The following is an 18383-nucleotide window of genomic DNA, read 5'->3' as shown; positions in this document are numbered from 1 at the left end:
GCGGCCGGCTTCGCGAAAGGAACGCTGTGGCGGCCAGCATCGAGACACGTCATGAGTCGTCCCAGGACCTCGTCGGCCGCTCCGCCGAACTGAACTGTGTGCTGCGGCAGGCCGCCACGGCCCGGGCGGGAACCGCGCGGGCCGTACTGATCCAGGGCCCCGCCGGGATCGGCCGGAGCAGCCTGCTGGCCGCCGCCGTCACCCGCCTGCGGGCCGACGGCTTCACCGTACGCACCCTGGGCGACGGGACCGCACCCGGCCGGGACCCCGACCTGCCGGCCCTTCCCGGCGGGCCCGTGCCGACGGAACCCGACGGACCGTCACCCGCGACGCCCGACCCGTACGCGGAGTGCCGCCGACTGCACGCCCGCATCCTCCGTCTGCTGGCCGAAGGCCCGCTGGCCCTCGTCCTCGACGACGCCCAGGGGTACGACGAAGAGCTCCTGCGCCGCCTGGACTTCGTCCTGCGCAGAGTCACTGCGCACCCCTTCTTCGTGCTCCTCGCCCAGCGCACGGAGAGCGACGGACCCGGCGACGCCGTCCTGGCCGAACTGCTGGCCCAGGACCGGTGCACACTGCTGGAGCTGGGGCCGATGAGCGAGACCGGCACCGGCCGGATGATCGACCGGGCGCTGGGCGGACCCGTGGACCCGCACTTCGCCCGGCGCTGCGCGGAGATCTGCGGCGGCAACCCACTGCTGCTCGGGCGGCTGCTCGCCGGACTGCGCACGGCCGGGATCCGCCCCGACCGCGGCAGCCTGCGCCGGCTGCACACGGTCCACGGCGGCGTACTCGCCTCGCTGATACCGGACTTCCTGGCCCTCCAGCCCCGCTCCGTACGGCAGGTCGCCACCGCCCTGGCCGTCCTCGGCCGGGCCGAACCCGACCTGCTGAGCGTGCTGGCGGGCGTCTCCGGCCGGCGCGCGGAGGCCGCCCTGGGCGTGCTGGGCCGGTTCGAGGCCGTCCTCACCGCAGGGCGCGGGCCCGCCATGCGCGACCCCCTCCGCAGGGCCGTCCTCACCGGCATACCGGCCGACGACCTGCAGGCGCTGCGGGCCCGGGCCGCCCGGCTGCTCAACGACGCCGGCCGGCCGGTCGGCGACGTCGTCGGCCAACTCCTCTTCCTGGAACGCATCGACGAACCCTGGATGCTCGCCGTGCTCCGCGACGCCATCGCCGAAGCACCCGGCGACGCCGCCACCGCGGAGATCCTCGGCTGCCTGCGGCGCGCTCTGGCGGCACGGCGGACGGCCGCCGAACGCAAGGACATCCACCGGGAGCTGGCACGGGCCTACGCCCCGACGGATCCGGCCGCCGCGCTGGGGCACCTGCACGAGGCCCTGGCCGCCGCCACGGACGCCCGGGAGCGGGCCACCATCGCCATGGACTTCGGCCTCTCGGCCGTCGGGACCCCCCATGCGGCCGACGCCGCGCGCACCCTCGGGCTCGTCCTGGACGGCCTCGACGCCGACCTGGGCGCCGACCCCGGGCCCGCCGACCGCGAACTCCGCACCACCATCGCCTCGGCGCTCCTGGTCACCGCCGTCAACGACAAGACCGCCATGTACCGGGCCCGCGAACGGGCCCGCACCTGGACACCGCCGCGTGGCGACAGCCCCGCCGAGCGCCAGTTGCTGGCCGCCATGAGCACCCTGGCGTGCCTGGAGGGCAGGCCGGCCGAGGAAGCGGTCGCACTCGCCCGCACGGCCCTGCGGGTCGAGGAGACCACCGGCTCCGGCTGGTGGATCGTCGGCTGCTCCACCGTCCTCGCCCACGCGGACGCCGCCGACGAGGCACTGGCCGGCCTGGAGCGCTTCTGCGCCGGCACCCCCGCCCGCCACGGGGTATGGACACAGGTCTGGGCGCTGTCCGTCCGGTCCCTCACCCTCCACGACACCGGCGACGTCGGCGGCGCCCTGCACCACGGGCGGGCCGCGGTCGCGCTCGCCGAGCAGGCCTGGCCGGGCGACCCCGCGCCCACGCCCCGGCTCGCCCTGAGCGGTTCCCTGCTCTCCGCGGGCCTCACCGACGAGGCATGCCAGGTACTGGACGAGGTCGTGCGCACCGACGCCGTGCTCGAACGCCGCATCTTCGACTGGCACCACTACCTCTACATCCGGGGCCGGGCCCTGCGCGAACTGGGCGACCTGGAAGGCGCCCTGGCGGCGTGGCGGCGGTGCGGACGCAGCCTGGAGGAAGCCGGCGTGGGCAACCCGGTCATGGCCCCCTGGTGGCTGCCCGCCGTCACCACCCTCGTCCGCCTCGGCCGGCCCGCCGAGGCCGCCGAGGTCGTCGAGCGGATCCAGCCGGCCGTGCGGCGCTGGGGCACCCCCCGGGCCCTCGGCCAGGGCCTGATCGCCGCCGCCTGCGTCGCCGAGGGCCGCGCCCGGCTGCGGCTGCTCGACGACGCGGTGGACGCCCTCAACTCCTCCCCGGCCCGCCTGGAACTCGCCAAGGCCGAATTCCAGCTCGGCCACGAACTGCTGCGCCACGGCGACGCCGACGGCGCCCGCCGCCATCTGCGCCTCGTCATCGAAAGAGCCACACACAGCGGTTACCACCTGCTCGCCGCCACCGCCCGCCGGCTGCTGGTCAGCGCGGGCGGACGGATGCCGCAGCTCGCCGCCAACCCGCTCGACTCCCTCACCGAAAGCGAGCGCCGCGTGGCCGCCCTGGCCCAGGACGGAGCGAGCAACAAGAAGATCGCCGAGACGCTGTTCATCACCACCCGCACCGTGGAGATGCACCTGACCAACGTCTACCGCAAACTCGACGTACGCGGCCGCGCCGAGCTGCCCGGCGGCCTCGGCCCCGCCGACCTGCTGGTGGCGGGCCGATGACCGGAACGACGGACACGACCCCGCCCGGCGACGGCCCCGGCGAATCCTCGCCACTCGCCGGACGCGAGGAGGAAGAGGCCCTGCTCACCGCCGCGCTGCTGCGGTTGGGCCAGGGCCGGCCCGCCCTCGCCGAGGTGCACGGCCCGCCCGGCATCGGCCGCAGCGCCCTGCTGGACCGCGCGGTCGTCCTGGCCGGACGGGCCGGCGTCCGGGCCGTCGCCGCCCAGGCGTGCCCGGAGGAAGCCGATGTGCCCTACGGCCTCGCCCGGCAACTGCGCGGCACCCTGGCGCGCGGCGGCCACGCCACGGCGCCGCCGTCCCGGCCGGGCGTACGGGACGACGAACGGGCCGCCCTCCGCCACGAGTTCCTCGCCGCCGCCCGCACCGAGCCGCTGCTCCTCGTCGTCGACGACGTCCAGTGGGCCGACCCGGCGTCGCTGCGCTGGCTGCAGAGCCTCGCCCGCCGCCTCGCGGGCACCTGCCTGATGCTGCTCACCGCCCGCAGCGACGCCGCACCCGCCGACCCCGACGACCGGATCGCCCCCTGCCCGCTGGACGGCGACCGGACCGTCGACCGGCACGTCCTTCCCCTCGGCCCGCTGCCGGACCCGGCCGTCGGCCGGCTCCTCGACCGGGCCTGGCACACCCCGGCCGACCCCGCGTTCCGGGAGGCGGCGATACGCGCCGTCGAGGGAAACCCCGCGCTGCTGCGCTCGGTCGTCAGCCGGTTCGCACGCCACGACTGGCAGCCGACCGCCGATCACCTGAACCGACTCGCCGACTGCGTCGCGGAGTCCGTCCGGCAGCGCACCCGGTACCTCCTCGCCGAGCTGCCCGAGGAGCTCCGCGGCGTCCTGCGCGTCGTCGCTGCCGCCGGGCCCGACTGCACCCACTCCATGATCACCGCGCTCGCCGGGGCACGCGCCCCGCACGCCCTGGCCCTGCTCTCCGGGACCGGCCTGCTGGTCCCCGGCGACCGGCCCGCCTTCCGGCACCCGGCGGCGGCCGCGGCCGTCCTGGCCGGCCTGAGCGTCCAAAGCCGCGAGGAACTCCACAGCCGCGCCGCCGAGTGGGCGTACCGGACCGCCGCCCCCGACAGCTCGGTGGCCCGCATGCTGCTGAACGCGCGGCCCGGCGACGCCGACTGGGCCGCCGGGCTCCTGCGCGGCGAGGCGGCCCGCCACCGCGCCGCCGGCCGCCCGGCCGAAGCCGCCCGGCTGCTCCGGCGCGCCCTGCTCGAACCGGCGCCGCCCGACCGTCGCGCCGACCTGCTGACCGAACTCGCGGCCGCCGTCCCGCCCTCCGACCGCGAAGCGGCCGACCGGCACCTGCGCCAGGCCCTGCTCGCGTCCGTCGGCGTCACGGCCGGACCCGCCTCCGTCCGCACCGCCGAACTCCTCGTGGCACACGGCGACATGGCCGCCGCCCAGCCGATGATCGCCTGGGCCGCCGGGCGTGCCGCTCCGGACGGCGACGACGCGAGCGCCCTGCGCGCCCTGTACTGGCTCGCCGAACAGAGCGAGCCGGAAGCCGCCCACGAGCCGGACCGCGCCCCGGTCCCGCCGCTGCCCCCGTGGCCCGCCGGACCGGCGGAAGCCGCCGCCGCGGCCTGGCGCGCCGCCCTGCGCGGCCAGGACATCGGCCGCGCCCGCCGGCTGGCCCGTACCGCCCTCGCCCCGGAGGCCCACCGTGGCGCGCCGCTCCTCCTGCGGGTGGCGGCCTGCCACGCGCTGGTGCTCAGCGGCGACCACGACGAGGCCCGTACCGCCCTCGACGCGGTGGTGGTGGAGGCCCGGTACGCGGACGTGCGGCCGGTGGCCGGCCTGGCCCTGCTCGTCGGCGGTCTCGCCGAACTGGGCAGGGGACGGCCCGACGCCGCCTCGGACGTCCTGGACCGGGCCCGGCAGACCATGCCCGGCCACCGCGGGTCCCCGTTCCCCACCCCGGGACTGACCGCCCTCGCGGCCCTGCTGCGGCTGGAACGGGGCGAGCCGGACGAGGCCGAACGGCTGCTCGCCCTGGCCGGCCCGCACGGCACCGGGACCGGACTGACCGGCGCCCTCCTGTGCTACGCCCGCGGCCGGACCCACCTGGCGCGCGACCGCCGGGAACAGGCCCTGGCCGAGCTGCTGGAGTGCGGCCGCAGGCTGCTCGCCCGGCAGGTGACCAACCCCGCCCTCCTGCCCTGGCGTTGGGCCGCCGCCTCGGCCTGTGCCTCACCCGCCGACCCCGTGGCCGTCGCCCTGCTCGCCGAGGAACAGCACCTCGTACGCGCCTGGGGCGCCCGCGGCGCCCCGGTGGACGGCGAACGGCCCCCCGGCACCGCCCCGTCCGACCGCCGCACCGCCCGCCCCCGGGCCCGCGACGACTGCCCGCCCGCCACCACGCCGGCGCCCCGGCGGGAACTGACCCCCGCCGAACGGCGGGTGGCCGTCCTTGCCGCCGACGGCCTGCCCAACCGGGCCATCGCGGCCGAGCTGTTCGTCACCCCGCGCGCCGTCGAACTGCACCTGACCAAGACCTACCGCAAGCTGGGCATCCAGGGTCGGCCCGAACTGGCCGCCGCGCTGGGGCACCGACCGAAAGCGAGACCATGACACCCCTTCGCGGCCGGCAACGCGAACTCGACCTGATCACCGCTGCGATGGAGTCCGCCCACCGGGGCGACGGCCGACTGCTGGCCGTGGCCGGCGGGATCGGCAGCGGAAAGACCGCCCTGCTGCGGGGGCTGCCCGCGCTCGCCGGTCCGCGCGGCCTGCGCGCCCTGACCGTCGGCTGCGCGGCGCAGGAACAGGACTTCCCCCTGGGCGTCGTGAGCCGGCTCCTCGACCCGCTTCCCGGCTGCCGGTCCCTCGACCCCGACCCCGGCCCGGACGGGGCCGCCGACCTCCTCTCCCACGTCGTCGAGTACAGCGCGGACAAGCCCCTGCTGATCCTCGTGGACGACCTCCAGTGGGCCGACCCCGCCTCCCTGCGCTGGCTCGGCGGGCTCGCCGGACGGCTGCCGGGCCTGCGCGTGACCGTGGTCGTCAGCGTGCGGGAGGGCGAGCCGGGCGCGGACGCGCCACCCGTACAGGCACTCGTCGAACGCGCCACGTCCTGTCTCTGGCTGGCCCCGCTGTCGGTGGACGCCGTCGCGGCCCTCGTCGCCGACCGCCTGGGCCGCCCGGGCCGCCCCGCGCAGGTCGCCGCCCGCCACGAGGCGTCGGGCGGCAACCCCCTGTTCCTCACCGCGGCCCTGGCCGACCTCACCCCGGACGGGCCGCGGGCCGGGCACGCCCCCGACGGGGCGGAACCCCGCTACGTGGCGCTGCGCGAGCGCCTCGCCGTCGCCCTGCGCTCCCAGCCCGGACCGGTACGCCGCCTCGCCCGGGCACTGGCGGTCCTCGACGAGGAAGCCGGACTCGAACTGGCCGGGCGGCTCGCGGAACTGGACACCGCGGGCAGCGAGGAGGCCGCCCGCTGCCTGCGCCGCCTCGGCCTGCTGACCGACGGCCCCGCGCCCCGCCTTGTCCACCCGTCCGTACGGGAAGCCGCCGAGGAGTCGATGACACTCGCGGAACACGAGGACATCCACCTGCGCGCCGCCCAACTGCTGTACACCGGCGGCCACCCGGCCGAACGCGCCGCCGCCCAGCTCCTCGCCGTCACCTCGGTCACCAACGGCTGGACCGTCGAGGTGCTGCGGTCCGCCGCGACCGCCGCACGGCGGCGCGGAGCCCCCGCACAAGCCGCCTGCTACCTGCGCCGCGCCCTGCTCGGCAGTTCGTCGTCCGGCGCCGACCGGGCGGCCCTGCTGCTCGACCTGGCCGCATCGGAGCGCGACGTCGACCCGCAGGCCGCCCTGCGCCTCCTCTCCCAGGCGCTCCTCCTGCTCCCCACACCCACGGGGCGCGCGCTCGCCGCCGCCCGTACCGCGCCCTCCCTGCTCGGCGGCTGCCCCCCGCCGGTCATCGACACCGTCGCCAAGGTGGCCGCCGAACTGGGCGACCCGGACGGTCTCACCGGCGTCGAACGCCAGGCCGCCCTGCGGCTGGAGGCCCGGCTGCGCCATGTCGCCGTGGCCGGGCCCGGCGAAATCGCCCGCTGCGCCGAGCGGTTACGGGCTCTCGGCGGTACGCCTCCGATGAGCACCGCCGCCGAACGCGAACTGGCCGCCGTGCTCCTGCACGGCGCCACCGTGACCCAGCGGATGACGGCCGCCGAGGCCGCCGTCCAGGCCAACCGCGTCCTCCAGCACGAACCCGCGGCCCCCGACCACGTCCACACCGCGCTGCCCCTGCTGTGCGCCGTACTGACGGCCGCGGAATCGCTGGAGGTCATCGGCCCCTGGCTGACGACCGCGCGGGAACGCGCCCGCCGGGACGCGACTCCCGTCCCCCAGGCGGTGATCGCCGTAGAGCTCGCCCTCACCCTGCTGGCCCGGGGACGGCTGCAGGACGCCAGGGCCCACACCGAGGAGGCCCTCGCCCTCGGCGTGACCGAGTGGGCCACGCTGCCCTCCCTGACCGCCATCGTCATGGTCGCCCTCCACAGCCGGGACGCCGGACTGACCCGGCGCCTGCTCGCCCACCGGCACGAGACCGCCGACCACGACTTCCGGCCCTCCCCCCTCCAACTCCTCAGGGGCTCCGTCGCGGCGGTCAAGGGAGACTCGGCCACGGCCCTGGAGTACGTACTCGACTGGGGCCGCTCGGCCGAACGCGCCGACTGGCGCAACCCCGCCCTCGCCCCCTGGCGCGCCTGGGCGGCCGGGCTCCAGCACCGGCTGGGCCGCCTCCAGGCGGCCCACGACCTCGCCGACGAGGAGTACGAACGGTCCGTGGCCTGGGGCACCCCCACCGCCATCGGCCGCGCCCAGCGGGTCCGGGGCGCGATCACGGCGGGGGAACGGGGCATCGAGCTGCTCCGCGAATCCGCCGACACCCTGGAACGGTCCGTGAACACCATGGAATCGGCGCGGACCGACCTGCTCCTCGGCCGGCGGCTGCTGGCCGCGGGCCGGTTCGCCGAGGGCGAGGTCCGGCTGCGCAGGGCCCGCGACCGGGCCCTGTCCTGCGGCGTGCCGTGGATCGCCGACCAGGCGTGCCGGGACCTCGCCGACCCGGCCGGCTCCCGGAACCCGGTGGCGGTGGCGGCGCTCACCCGGGCCGAACGCAGGGTCGCCGGGCTCGCCGCCCACGGCACGCCCAACAAGGAGATCGCCGAACGGCTCGAAGTGAGCTCCCGGGCCGTGGAGAAGCACCTCACCAGCGCCTACCGCAAGCTCCACGTCGCCGGACGGTCCGAGCTGGCCGTGCTGGCACCGCTGTTGCCCGGACCGGAGGGCGACTGAGCCGTACGGTACGGGCCGCTCCCTCCGTACCGTACCGAACCGAAGCCCCGCGAACCGCGGGCGACCGAACCCCCGGGCCCGGTGACCACAGGGTTAGTCCGGCCCGGTCCGCATCGCGTTGACAGCCTTCACGCGGTGTCCATAGCGTCCGTTGCGGACCGAATCATGGCGAGACACCTCCCCGGCCGTGTTGTCCCACCGCCTCTCGGATCCGCCTTTCTCCCCCGAAAGTTCAGGAGACACAGCGTGTCAGCACACCAGCATCTGTCGCGTCGCCGCATGCTCGGCCTGGCGGCCCTGGGCGCCGCGGCGCTCGCCGGCCAGAGCACGATCACCGCCGCCCCCCGGGCGGCCGCCGCCGGCACCGGCGGCGACGGCGGGACGTTCGTCCCCGCCGTCGTGGTCGGCACCGGCTACGGCGCGGCCGTCTCCGCGCTGCGCCTCGGCGAGGCGGGGATCCCCACGCTGATGCTGGAAATGGGCCAACTGTGGAACCAGCCCGGCCCGGACGGCAACGTCTTCAGCGGGATGCTCAGCCCCGACAAGCGCTCCAGCTGGTTCAAGAACCGCACCGAGGCCCCGCTCGGCAGCTTCCTCTGGCTCGATGTGATCAACAAGAACATCGACCCCTACGCGGGCGTGCTGGACCGCGTGAACTTCGACCAGATGTCCGTCTACGTGGGACGCGGCGTCGGTGGCGGCTCCCTCGTCAACGGCGGCATGGCCGTGACGCCGAAGCGCTCGTACTTCGAGGAGGTCCTGCCGCAGGTCGACGCGGCGGAGATGTACGACCGCTACTTCCCGCGCGCCAACACCGCACTGCGGGTCAACCACATCGACCACGGCTGGTTCGAGGAGAGCGAGTGGTACAAGTTCGCCCGCGTCTCCCGGGAACAGGCAGGCAAGGCCGGTCTGGGCACCGTCTTCGTCCCCAACGTCTACGACTGGGACTACATGCGGCGCGAGGCCGCCGGTGAGGTGCCGAAGTCCGCGCTGGCCACCGAGGTCATCTACGGCAACAACCACGGGAAGCAGAGCCTCGACAAGACCTACCTGGCGGCCGCCCTCGGCACCGGCAAGGTCACCATCGAGACGATGCACCAGGTCAAGAGCATCCGCCAGCAGAAGGGCGGCGGCTATGTCCTGACGGTGGAGCAGAAGGACGTGAACGGCCGCCTGCTGGCCACCAAGGAGATCGGCTGCCGTCATCTCTTCCTCGGCGCCGGCAGCCTCGGCACCACGGAACTGCTGCTCCGCGCACGGGAGACCGGCGCCCTCCCCGACCTCAGCTCCGCGGTCGGCGCGGGCTGGGGCCCCAACGGCAACATCATGACCGCCCGGGCCAATCACATCTGGAACCCCACCGGCGCCCACCAGTCCTCGATCCCCGCCATGGGCATCGACGACTGGGACAACCGCGACGCCCCCGTCTTCGCGGAGATCGCCCCCATGCCCGCCGGCCTGGAGACCTGGGTCAGCCTCTACCTGGCCATCACCAAGAACCCCGAGCGCGGCACCTTCGTCTACGACGCCGCCCGCGACGCGATGAACCTCCGCTGGACCCGCGACCAGAACACCCCCGCGGTCAACGCCGCCAAGTCGCTGTTCGACCGCATCAACAAGGCGTGCACGACCATCTACCGGTACGACCTCTTCGGCGGCCAGGCCAAGAACTTCGCCGACGACTTCTGCTACCACCCGCTCGGCGGCTGCGTCCTGGGCAAGGCGACCGACAACTACGGCCGCGTCTCCGGCTACAAGAACCTCTATGTGACGGACGGTTCGCTCATCCCCGGCAGCATCGGCGTCAACCCCTTCGTGACCATCACCGCGCTGGCGGAGCGGAACATCGAGCGCGTCATCAAGCAGGACGTCACCGCGTCCTGAACCACGGTCCGCGGGTGCGGCGCCTGTCCCAGGCTGCCGGACACCCTTGCCGGATCTCGGCCCCGGCCCTTGGAAGAAGGGGGATTCGCCGATGCGCCCGCGCTCGTGCGTCCTGTTCGCCCTCGCTCTCCTCGTGGCCGTGGCCGCCGCCTGCGGCCGGCCGACGGCCGCCGCCCCGCCCCGGTGGACGGCGGCCTCCCTGAACCACGACCGTGACCGCACCGGCAACGGCTACGACGACGTGCTCGATCTGCGGGGCGCCCCGACAGCGGCGCTTCCCGGACGCGAGAAGGACAACAACCCGATCAACGTCTTCGCCGACCGGGGCGCTTGGCACGCCTACGCCCTGCCGGCGGCGGACGCCCCGGGCGGCTACGGCGGATTCACCGGGCCCCTCTACATCGCGCAGGAGTACCCCTGGTGGCTGAGCACCTCCTTCAGCCGCATCCGGCTGAGCGAGGACGGCCGCGCGCTCGACCTCGCCGGCGGTGGCCCGCCGCGCTTCACCTCCCGGCCCGGATCCCTGGCCCAGGCCTACGACCTCGGCGGCGGCCTCCGGCTCACCCTTGAGCTCCGGTACGCCACGCACCGCACCGCGCTGGTGGGGGCCGTGGTGCGCAACACCGGCCACGTCCCGCGCACCCTCGGCGCCGACTGGACCGGAAGTCTGCTGCGGCCCGCCGAGGCGCCCATGAGGCAGGCGCCCTCGCTGGCCGTCGCGCCCCGGGGCGTCGCCGTCGACTTCGCCAAGGTGCGCGCGGCGGACGACTTCCTCACCGACGGCACCGAACGGTTCGAGGTCCGCCACCGGGACCCGGTGCGTACGTCCGTGTCGGGGGACGGGGACTCCTACCGTACGGAACTGGCCGCGCCCTTCACCCTCGCGCCCGGCGCGGCGCACTTCCTGGACTGGACCGAGAGCTACACCTTCACGCAGGCCGAGCGCACCGGGGAGGCCGGTGAGGTACGGCGGGTGCTCGCCGACCCGGCGCGGACCGTCTGGGCGGCCGACGCCCGCTGGCGAGGGTACGTCGACGGCGTGACCGCCGGGGTGCCGGCCGGCCGGCGGCGGCTCGCCGTCAAGGCGCTGGAGACGCTGGTGACCAACTGGCGCGGCGCCGCCGGGAGTCTCGCACACGACGGGATCACGCCGTCCCTCTCGTACAAGTGGTTCGCGGGCGGCTTCTGGGCCTGGGACACCTGGAAGCAGGCGGTCGGCACGGCACGCTTCGACACGGGGCTCGCCGAGGCGCAGATCCGCTCGGTGCTCGACCACCAGATACGCCCCGGCTCCACGACCCGCCCGCAGGACGCGGGGATGATCCCGGACGCCGTCTTCTACAACGACCCGCGGCGGGGCGGGACCAACTGGAACGAGCGGAACAGCAAGCCGCCGCTGGGCGCCTGGTCGGTGTGGCAGGTCTACGAGCGGAGCGGGGACAAGGACTTCCTGCGGGAGGTGTACCCGAAGCTGGCCGCGTACGAGGAGTGGTGGTACCGCAACCGGGACCACGACCACAACGGGCTCGCGGAGTACGGCGCGACCGTGGACCCCGCCAACGGCTCACCCGGGGAGCAGCGGCTGGCCGCAGCCTGGGAGAGCGGCATGGACAACGCGCCCCGGTTCGACGCCGCGTCGGGCACCTCGGTCGTGCCGAACCGGGACGGATCGGGGCAGGTGGTCGGCTACTCGCTGACCCAGGAGTCCGTGGACCTCAATTCCTATCTCGCCCTCGACCAGGAGCATCTGGCCCGGATCGCCGCGGAGTTGGGCAAGCGGACGGCCGCCGACGGCTGGCGGGCCAGGGCGGCCGCCACCGGCAGGGCCGTACGGGAGAGGATGTACGACCCGGCGACCGGCTGGTTCCACGACACCGCGCTCGGCTCCGGCACCCGGCTGACGGACCGCGGCAGGGGCATCGAGGGCGTGGTCCCCCTGTGGAGCGGTGTCGCGACCCGGGACCAGGCAGCCGCCGTACGCGAACGACTCCTGGATCCCTCCGAGTTCGCCACCGAGATGCCCCTGCCGACGGTCTCCAGGAGCTCGCCGTACTTCGCCGCCCGGCAGTACTGGCGCGGTCCCGTCTGGCTCGACCAGGCGTACTTCGCGATCGCCGGGATGCGTCGTTACGGATTCGGCCGCGACGCGGACACACTGTCCGCGAGGCTGACCGGGAGGGCGGCCGGTCTGCTCGGCGACGGACCGATCATGGAGAACTACGACCCGCTGAGCGGAGCCGCCCTCAACTCGCCCAACTTCAGCTGGTCCGCGGCGCTGCTGCTGCCGCTGATCGCCGGGCGATGACCGGGGCGGAACCGGCAGGGCGCGGAGGCCGGTTCCCCGAACGCCCGCTCAGTTGACGCAGGGGATGCCGCCCTCCTTCACCGACTCGCCCGCGAAGTCGCCCGACGGCGCCGACGAGGAAGAGCCCGACGGGCTGGGGGAGGGGCCCGCGGCGGGGGCGGTGAAGGCCTGGCCCAGGGTGACCTGGACGTGTCCGGCCGGCACCGAGGAACTCGCGGACGGCGCGACGGTCACGCCCAGCTTGGCCGCGATCTGCTGGGCGGCGGTCTGCGCGCCCTCGCCGTACACGACGGTCGTCGCCTCCTGCGGCGCGGTGTTGGACGCCTGGCCCGCCGTATAGCCCATGGCCGCAAGGGCCTTGAGTTCGTCCTCGGCGGCGCCCGTCTTCTCCGAGCCGTTGAGGACGTCCACGGTCGCCGGTGCGGGCTTCGCCGGTGCGGACGACTTCTTGCCGTCCGGGCCGGGCGTCGCGGAGGCGTCCTGCCCGCCCATCGTCTTGCGCACGATGGCCCGGATCTTCTCCGGGTCGACGAGCTCCACGTCCTCGCCGTTGCGCATGGCGGACCCCTCGGTCGGCAGGGTGTTGAACTCGACCTTCCCGCCGGTGAGGTTGGTGGCCTGCTGGGCGAAGTCGATGACGTTCAGCTTGCTGTCGATGACCAGGTCCTTCTTCACCACGCCGAACAGGCCCTGCAGCTTGCCGAGGCTGTCGAAGGTGCCCTGGGACTTCAGCTTGTGGGTGACCGAGGAGAGGAACGCCTGCTGACGGTGGGTCCGGTCCAGGTCGCCGCCGTCCAGCCCGTGCCGCTGGCGGACGAAGGCCAGCGCCTGCTTGGGGTTCACCTCCTGGAGGCCGGCGGGGAAGTCGGCACCGGAGTACCGGTCGTGCACCGGGTGCTTCAGGCAGACCTGGATCGGCTGGAGCACCTTGGCGATGTCGTAGAAGCCGAGCAGGTTGACCTCGGCGAAGTGGTCGATCGGCACCCCGAGGAAGTTCTGGACGGTCGCCAGCGTCGCCTCCCGGCCCGCCTCCCGGCTCTGCGCCTCCAGGTCGTTGCCCCGGACGCCGTCCGCGTAGAGCTTGTCGTGCGCCGCGGTGTAGGCGTACGAGTACGCCTCCTTGATCTTGTAGTGGCCCTGCGGGGAGCCGTCGCCCTTGTACGTCTGGACGTAGTCGTCCCGCGGTATGGACAGCGCCTGCACCTTCCCGCCGTCGGCGGGTATGTGCATCAGGATCAAGGTGTTGGTGTTGTAGTACCCGATGTCGCTCGACCCCGCGTGCAGCTGGTCCTGCACGAACTCCTTCGGGAGGTCGTTGCCGTTCATGTCCTTGCGCGAGTCAAGGCCTATCAGCAGGAGGTTGACCGAGTTGTCGAGGTGCTTCGGCGCGTTCCGCCTCACCTTGTCGAGGGCGTCGGATGTGTTGAGACCGCCCGTGATCCAGTGGTAGGCCGCCCAGGAGACGCCGCTGGTCGCCAGCACGGCGGCGGAGGTCAGACCGGCCACGGCCCGTCCGGCGATCACCGTCCGGGGCGTCCGCCTGCCGCCGCGGCGCCGGGCCGCCCTGCCTCCGGACGCGGCATGGTCACCGCGCCCGCCGCCACTGCTGCGCCCTTTGGCGCCGGGTTCTTCACGCACCGCTCTTCCTCACGCTTCGCCTGGACCGGAACCATCGCACCGCCAGCACGGCGAGCACGGCGGCCTCCGCCGCCGCCATGGCGGGGAAGGCGTCGACGGCCCAGTGCACCGCCCCGGTCGTGAGCCCCTTGCCGTGGGCGCCCGTCCTGCCCGCCAACTGCTCCGAGACGACTGTGATCGACATCACCACGGGCGGCGGCGCGTACGCCACCCACCACGCGCCCGCCCGCGAGCACGTCAGGGCCGCCAGTGCCGATCCGATGACGGCCGTGACCACGAAGGCCCAGCCCAGCGACGAGCCGGCCAGCTCGTCCACGACGGCGCCGAGCACCGGCAGCACCAGGGCGGACACGGCCGCCCGGCGGCCGCCCGCCCGCGCCCTGGTACTCCGCCGGCCGCGCGCGCCCGTCGCTCTACCTCGCTGTGTGGGCAGTCGGCGTCGGGGCGCGGCCGGGTCGCGCGAGGGGCCCACGCCCTCGCTCGGAGCCGTGGCCCGCCGGCCTGTCGCAGGCATTCCGGGTTGCATAGTTGCGCAATGTAGCAAGCATTCGGGCTAAGGTGCTGCACGGGCGTTCGACAGGATTCCCGGAAACGTGGAAGAGGAAGGGGAGGTGCCGGGCCGATGGCGGCATCAGGGGGTGCGGACGCGGATGCCCCGACGCAGGCGCTGGACGCGGCAGCCCTGATGTTCGGGCTCCTGGCCTCCCCGCTCCGCCTGCACATCGTGTGGGTGCTCGCCCAGGGCGAGAGCGACGTGACGCAACTGGCACTCCGCGTGGGCGCCCGCGCCCAGGCCGTCAGTCAGCACCTCGCCCGCCTCAAGCTCGCCGGAGCGGTCCGCGCCCGAAGCGAGGGCCGCCACCAGATCTACGAGATGACGGACCCCCGCCTGAGCGCGTCCGCGCGGGCGATGCTGGCGCTGGCCGCTCCGGATGTGGACGCCGACGGGTTGTCCGCCTGAACGGCGCTTTCGCCAACCGTGCCGCTGCCGGCCCGCCCCGGCAGGGCAGGCCGACTCCCCAAATGCCTTCCGAGACGGGACACTTGGAGCGCATTGTAGGGATTCGGGGGAAGGGAACCGTATGCAGAGTTCGCCGGGCGTACTGCGGAAGGACCACCGTACGGAAGTCGAGAACCTGGTGCGGCGGGCCGTGGAGGACGAAGCGCGCCGTTCGGGAGGGCGTACGGACGGTGAGGCGCTGATGCGGCGGGCACTCGGCGAAGTGGACGCCCTGGCGGCCGCCGCCGCGGAGGAGTACGCGGCGTATGTGCGGGCCCTGGACGCGGACGCGGCCTCGGTACGGCCCCTGGCCACCCGCCTCTCGCGGGCCTCGCTCGGCACTCCCATGGTGGTGACCGCCGTGGCGGCGGTCACGGCCTGCGGAGCGGATCTGGGATACGGGACCTCCGCGGCCACGGCCGTGGGGGCGGGAGCGATGGTGGCGGTCGCCGGATCGGCCGCGGCCGTCGTGAAGTTGACGGCCGGTCACTGGCCGGCCGTGCACCGGCGTGCGGGCAAGCGCGGGCAGCCCGGTGGAGCGGAGCAGTTGCGGCTGCAGTGGCTGACGGCGGTGGACGTGCGGGGCGTCCGGCCGTATCTGGACCACCAGCGGATGGTCTCGGGCACCACCCGCGTCCGTACCCCGAGGCCGGACAAGCCGGCGGCCACCACGGGACGGGGACCGGCGATCCGCGGGGTGGACCGCAGCGCGGCGGCCCAGCGGCGCAACGCCCTGGAGCGGTCCTTCGACCGGCTGCCCGAAGCCGTGGGCCCCTTCGCCGGACGCCACGCACAGCTGAACCGCATCGCCCAGTGGGTGCACCAGGCGCGGGCGAACACGGAGACCAAACCGACGGTCGTGGTGCTGCACGGGCCGCCCGGGTCCGGCCGGTCCACGCTCGCGCTGCGGGCCGCGCGCCATCTGCGCGACCAGTTCCGGGGCGCCGGTGCGGTGGACCTGCGCGGGGAGAGCCCGGACGAGCAGCCGATGCCCGCCAGGGACGCGCTGATGCACCTGCTGAACCAGCTGGGCGCACCGCGCGAACAGCTGCTCTTCAGGGAACGGTCCTCGCAGGAACAGCACGTGAGCCGGCTGTCCGAGCTCTACGAGCAGAACGTCACCGGTCTGCCGGTCATCATCGTGCTGAACGACGCCTCCGACGCCGAGCAGGTCCGCGCGCTGATCCCGCAGGGCTCCGACAGCCTGGTCCTGGTCACCACCCGTACCCCGCTGACCTTGCCGCCCGACCTGGTGGCCTGGGTGCACGATCTGCCCGTCGGACCTCTGGACACGGCCGGCGCGGAAGAACTCCTGCGGGCCGTGGCCGGGGAGCCCGGACCGGGCTCCTACGACGCGCCCGCACTGGCGCGGGTGCAGGAACTGTGCGGCGGCCTGCCGCTGGCGCTCCGGGTCGCCGGTTCGGCGCTGGGGCCGCGCACCATGCGGGGGCTCGGCGCCGAGCTGGCGGCCTCGGGGCAGAGCACCCCGGCCGACCGGGCGCTGTGGCTCCGCTACCTCGATCAGAACGACAGCGCCCGTCGGCTCCTGCGCCGCCTGGCGCTGGTCGGACGGGCCTCACTGGGCACCGCGGCCGCGGCCGCGCTGCTGGACGAGGACAAGAACGAGGCCGCCGAGGGGCTGGCGACGCTGGCGCGGGCCGGTCTGATCGAGCCCGTTCGCGCCAACCGCTACCGCATGCACGATCTGGTGCGCTCCTTCGCGCAGGCGCGGCTGTACGACGAGGACGGGCCCGCCGAGCGCACCGCGGCGCAGGACCGGCTGATCCTCAGCTACGCGGAACTGGCGGACATCGTGATCAGGATGGTGGACGGGAAGACCTCCACACGGGCCGACATGTTCAGCAAGGGCGCCGCCGGAGTCCACGGTTTCGCCTCACTCGACGCGGCGCTGAGCTGGCTGGACGAGGAGTCGGGCTTCATCACGGCGGCCCTGCGCCATACCGAGGGCTCGGACCAGGCCGCCGTGCTCCACCTGCTCGGTGCCCTGTGCGACTACTGCCTGCTGCGCGGTGACCTCCACCGGCTGGGAGAGCTGAACGAGCTGACGCAGGCCATGGGCCAAGGGCTGCTGGTGCGTTCGGTGCAGTGGCGCACCGGGGTCGCGGCGCGTCAGCTGGGCGAACTGGACAAGTCCCGCGCGACCCTGACCTCGGTCGTCGACCTGTATTTCGACGCCCAGAACCAGACGGGGGCGGCGCGGGCCCTGCGGGACCTGGGCATCACCCTTCACCACCAGGGACAGCTCACCGAAGCGACAGCGAAGCTGCGTGAGGCACTGGACCTCCAGGCCACTCCCGAACTCGATGGCGACAGGGCCTGGACGCTGCACGCACTCGCGGCCGTCGAGCGGGACCGCGGAGAGCTCACCCAGGCCCTCGCCCTGCTCGACGACGCCCTGGAACTGCACCACGAGAGCGAGAGCCTGCACGGCCAGGCCTGGACACACCTCCAACGGGGCCAGGTGCGGCTGTGCGCGGCACAGACGGAGCTCGCGGAAAAGGAGCTCGGCCAGGCCCTGGAACTGCACCGGCGCACCCAGGACACCCGCGGCCAGGCCTGGGCACTGACCCAGCTCGCCCGCACCGCCTTGATGAACGGCAACGCGACGGCAGCGGCCGACCAGCTGCGGCGGGCGGCCGCCCGGCACCGCGAGCACGAGGACGCCCGCGGCGAGGCGTGGACGCTGTACCACCTGGGACAGGCACTGGAAGACCTCGGCGACCTGCCGGCGGCAGTACGCGAACTGGAAAAGGCCCGCACCATGTTCAGCCGCATGCACGACACCTACGGACTGGCCTGCGCCCGCCACCACTCGGGCCGCGTCACCCGCGATCAACGGGCTGCCCAGACACGGTCACTGCGCAACAGCGGCTACGCCCGGCAGCTGATGCAGGAGGCCCGGACGGACTTCCAGCGTGCGGGTGCCCCGCACGGCGAGGCATGGTCCTGCGTGGAACTCGCCGTCGTCGACGCGGGCAACGACCGCACCGGACCGGCAATGGACCTGGTGGAGGAAGCGATCCGGCTCTTCACCCGCTACGGGGACCGGCGAGGCGAGGCCTGGGCCCGCTTCCTGCGCTGCACCTTGCTGCCGTTCACCTCGCCGGGCGGATCGGTGATCGGATCGGCAGTGGCCGAGGGAGAACTCACGCAACTACAGCAGGAACTCCGCGATACCGACTGGCCGGCCGACCCGGCGCTGGACGAGGCGACAGGGGCGTACGCCCTGCTCCTGCAACAGGGGATCGAGCCGGAGAGCGGCTGGCGGTCCTGGCAGCTCGGCATGGTGCCAGGCCGCCGGTCCCGTGAGGTCATGGCCGTACTGCCCGACGGTGCGTGAAACACGGCGCCGGGTGG

General features: G+C 74.4%; 9 protein-coding genes. 7 read left to right on the top strand and 2 right to left on the bottom strand.

Features of this window, described 5'->3' with window-relative positions; all coding sequences use genetic code 11:
• Positions 1 to 26 precede the first annotated feature (26 nt).
• The 5 genes from ABD269_RS23100 (at position 27) to ABD269_RS23080 (ending at position 12367) form a co-directional block, all read left to right on the top strand.
• Positions 27 to 2840, top strand: coding sequence for a helix-turn-helix transcriptional regulator (locus ABD269_RS23100; protein WP_344120596.1), 2814 nt, complete (start codon positions 27 to 29; stop codon positions 2838 to 2840).
• Positions 2837 to 5437 carry an AAA family ATPase gene (locus tag ABD269_RS23095; protein WP_344120594.1) on the top strand — a complete coding sequence of 867 codons (2601 nt, stop codon included), beginning with the start codon at positions 2837 to 2839 and terminating at the stop codon, positions 5435 to 5437. The genes ABD269_RS23100 and ABD269_RS23095 overlap by 4 nt, the downstream gene beginning before the upstream one ends.
• Complete coding sequence (locus tag ABD269_RS23090) at positions 5434 to 8175, top strand: helix-turn-helix transcriptional regulator (RefSeq protein ID WP_344120592.1); 2742 nt, start codon at positions 5434 to 5436, stop codon at positions 8173 to 8175. The genes ABD269_RS23095 and ABD269_RS23090 overlap by 4 nt, the downstream gene beginning before the upstream one ends.
• 279 nt (positions 8176 to 8454) lie before the next feature.
• Complete coding sequence (locus ABD269_RS23085) at positions 8455 to 10062, top strand: GMC oxidoreductase (RefSeq protein ID WP_344122011.1); 1608 nt, start codon at positions 8455 to 8457, stop codon at positions 10060 to 10062.
• A 91-nt stretch (positions 10063 to 10153) separates the two neighbouring features.
• Entirely contained in the window at positions 10154 to 12367 is a 2214-nt protein-coding gene (locus ABD269_RS23080) for an MGH1-like glycoside hydrolase domain-containing protein (protein WP_344120590.1), read from the top strand.
• Between the two features lie 48 nt (positions 12368 to 12415).
• On the opposite strand, the gene ABD269_RS23075 is transcribed toward ABD269_RS23080, so the two are convergent.
• A complete protein-coding gene (locus ABD269_RS23075; protein WP_344120588.1) occupies positions 12416 to 14005 on the bottom strand; it encodes an LCP family protein in 1590 nt (529 codons plus the stop codon).
• Positions 13998 to 14519, bottom strand: a complete 522-nt coding sequence (locus ABD269_RS23070; protein ID WP_344120586.1) for a DUF6542 domain-containing protein — start codon at positions 14517 to 14519, stop codon at positions 13998 to 14000. The genes ABD269_RS23075 and ABD269_RS23070 overlap by 8 nt, the downstream gene beginning before the upstream one ends.
• 108 nt (positions 14520 to 14627) lie before the next feature.
• On the opposite strand from ABD269_RS23070, the gene ABD269_RS23065 reads away from it, so the two are divergent.
• Positions 14628 to 14966 (top strand): ArsR/SmtB family transcription factor, encoded by a 339-nt coding sequence (locus tag ABD269_RS23065; RefSeq protein WP_344120584.1) that lies wholly within the window; start codon positions 14628 to 14630, stop codon positions 14964 to 14966.
• A 121-nt stretch (positions 14967 to 15087) separates the two neighbouring features.
• A complete protein-coding gene (locus tag ABD269_RS23060; RefSeq protein ID WP_344120581.1) occupies positions 15088 to 18366 on the top strand; it encodes a tetratricopeptide repeat protein in 3279 nt (1092 codons plus the stop codon).
• Positions 18367 to 18383 lie beyond the last annotated feature (17 nt).

Source organism: Streptomyces blastmyceticus (genome assembly GCF_039521185.1).
In the GTDB taxonomy this organism is placed as follows: domain Bacteria; phylum Actinomycetota; class Actinomycetes; order Streptomycetales; family Streptomycetaceae; genus Streptomyces; species Streptomyces blastmyceticus.
The sequence above is the reverse complement of the archived record's forward strand: the minus strand, read 5'-3'. Positions and strand labels throughout refer to the sequence as shown.

Bases quoted from the DNA above. Each gene is read 5' to 3' on its own strand.
- ABD269_RS23085 (WP_344122011.1), top strand. From the start codon at position 8,455: ATGCTCGGCCTGGCGGCCCTGGGCGCCGCGGCGCTCGCCGGCCAGAGC.
- ABD269_RS23060 (WP_344120581.1), top strand. From the start codon at position 15,088: ATGCAGAGTTCGCCGGGCGTACTGCGGAAGGACCACCGTACGGAAGTC.
- ABD269_RS23065 (WP_344120584.1), top strand. From the start codon at position 14,628: ATGGCGGCATCAGGGGGTGCGGACGCGGATGCCCCGACGCAGGCGCTG.
- ABD269_RS23095 (WP_344120594.1), top strand. From the start codon at position 2,837: ATGACCGGAACGACGGACACGACCCCGCCCGGCGACGGCCCCGGCGAA.
- ABD269_RS23080 (WP_344120590.1), top strand. From the start codon at position 10,154: ATGCGCCCGCGCTCGTGCGTCCTGTTCGCCCTCGCTCTCCTCGTGGCC.
- ABD269_RS23070 (WP_344120586.1), bottom strand. From the start codon at position 14,519: ATGCCTGCGACAGGCCGGCGGGCCACGGCTCCGAGCGAGGGCGTGGGC.
- ABD269_RS23090 (WP_344120592.1), top strand. From the start codon at position 5,434: ATGACACCCCTTCGCGGCCGGCAACGCGAACTCGACCTGATCACCGCT.